Raw genomic sequence first — 308 nt, 5'->3', positions numbered from 1 at the left:
CGGCAAAATCGAGCTGCTGAAGTAGCCAAACTCAAAAGACAGTTGGCAGAACAAGCAGAAGAGCTAGATATCGTAAAAAAGGCCGCCACCTACTTCGCGAAAAATCTAAAGTAGATTGCTATGAACTCATGCTTGAACACTTGCTGTGCTTCAGTGTTGTCCGCATGGTTAAGGTATTCAGGGTTTCTCGAAGTGGGTTTTATTATTGGATTAAGCATCGCCACAAGGGTATTCAACGCGAAGCAACTCGCCAAGAGTTTGATGCAAAGGTTAAAGATGCTTTTGACAACAGTAAGGGGCGAGATGGT

Annotated in this window: 1 pseudogene; it reads left to right on the top strand. The window is 44.2% G+C overall.

What is annotated here, in order from left to right:
- Window positions 1–308, top strand: a pseudogene (locus UF05_RS24900) (IS3 family transposase); the annotation flags it as partial.

The sequence above is a fragment of the Vibrio sp. S457-15 genome (assembly GCF_000960545.1).
Lineage (GTDB): Bacteria > Pseudomonadota > Gammaproteobacteria > Enterobacterales > Vibrionaceae > Vibrio > Vibrio parahaemolyticus.
Note: the sequence above shows the minus strand (reverse complement) of the source record. Positions and strands in the feature narration are given on the sequence as shown.